The sequence below is a fragment of the Leifsonia sp. HAY1-4F genome, from assembly GCF_056755275.1.
This window is the reverse complement of sequence record NZ_JBNDHX010000710.1, coordinates 1-231: the sequence shown is the minus strand read 5'-3', so window position 1 is coordinate 231 and position 231 is coordinate 1. Positions and strand designations below refer to the sequence as shown.

Sequence of the window (231 nt, the reverse complement as noted above, 5' to 3'; positions counted from 1 at the left end):
GGTCCGTGGTCCGACAAGATCAAGCGCCGCAAGCCCTTCACAATGATTGCCCCGCTCGTGGCCGGGGTTGGAGTCATTCCCCTCTTCCTTATCAACGAGCCGTGGACGCTCACCATTTTCGCCGCGATGGGCGGGGCCGCGTTCGGCACCTATATGGCTGTCGACGGGGCTCTCATGGTCGAGGTACTGCCCGACCGCGACGATGCTGCCCGTGACCTAGGCTTCCTCAAC

General features: G+C 63.2%; 1 pseudogene. It reads left to right on the top strand.

The features are described from left to right. A pseudogene (locus ACPYOG_RS21065) lies at positions 1-231 on the top strand (MFS transporter); the annotation flags it as partial.